The 1,115-nt window shown below is 74.9% G+C and carries 2 protein-coding genes; both read right to left on the minus strand.

The genetic code is table 11. From position 1 onward, the window contains the following. A partial coding sequence (locus PV721_RS43500; protein WP_319734422.1) for a carboxyl transferase domain-containing protein occupies nucleotides 1-297 on the minus strand: 297 nt, incomplete at its 3' end. Next, nucleotides 294-1,115, minus strand: an 822-nt coding sequence (locus tag PV721_RS43505; RefSeq protein ID WP_319734424.1) for an alpha/beta hydrolase, incomplete at its 5' end; no start/stop codon positions are given. The genes PV721_RS43500 and PV721_RS43505, both read right to left, overlap by 4 nt.

Genomic DNA, 1,115 nt, shown 5'->3' on the forward strand with positions numbered 1-1,115 from the left:
GTAGACGAAGACCGTACGGCCCTCGACCTCGCCCCAGCCGGTGATCACGCCGTCCGTGTAGGGACGGTTGGACTCCAGGCCGAAACCGGTGGCCCGGTGCCGGCGCAGCGTTTCGATCTCGCAGAAACTGCCCTTGTCGAGCAGCAGCTCGAGCCGCTCGCGCGCGGTGAGCTTCCCCTTGGCGTGCTGGCGTGCGGTCGCCTCGGGACTGGGGCCCTCGTCGGCCAGCGTCTTGAGCCGCTGGAGTTCGTCGAGCCGGGCCCCGGTCTCGGCGTCGGGGGGAACGACTGCCGTCATGGCGTGTCCCTTCCTGTTCGCTGGGTGGGTGAAGGCAGGTCGGCGGGGAGCAGGCAGTCCTCGGCGAAGGCCAGGGCCCGCAGGTGGTAGGCGCGGGCCGCCCAGCCGAGGCTCATGTTGTGACCGGCCCTCGGCTGGCGCTCGACGAGCACGCGCGGAGCCGCGGTGAACGCCGCGGCGAGCTGCGCCAGTTCGGCGTCGTCCTGCCGCCACCACTCCTCGTGGGCCCCGAACGTCAGCCGTACCGGCATGCGCACGCGCGCCGCCACGCCGGGAAACAGGTCCGCCCAGGCGTCGGCGTCGCCCTGCTCGCGCTCCGGAACCGGCCTGACCAGCGCCTGGCTGGAGCGCAAGGTGTCCGGCGGGTAGCAGCGCAGCGGACCCCAGTGCCGGGCGGTGCGGCGCAGCGCACTCTCCGGCGGGCCCTGGTCGGCGGCCAGGTGCCAGCCGCAGCCGGAGACGTCCACGCCGAGCAGCGGCGCGCCGGCCAGGCCGTCGGCGGCGGCCGTGAGGGCGATCATCCCTCCGTACGAATGACCGAGCAGGAACAGCCCGGCACCGGTCTCGTGGGTCGCGGCGAACGCCGCCAGGGCGGCGCGCAGCGTGGCGGACTGCTCCCGGCGTTCGCTGCCCCGGGGCAGTACGGACGCGGAGTCGCCGTAGCCGGGGCGGTCGACGGCGAGCACGGCGTAGCCGAGGTGCGCACCGAGCTCCAGCAGCGAGGCGTCCGGGTGCGCGGAGCCGTCGAAGTAGCCGCCGCTCATCCCGGCGCCGTGCAGCGCCACCACGGTGGCGCGGGGCGGGGCGTCCTCGGGGAG

The organism is Streptomyces sp. MB09-01, assembly GCF_033794505.1.
GTDB lineage: Bacteria > Actinomycetota > Actinomycetes > Streptomycetales > Streptomycetaceae > Streptomyces.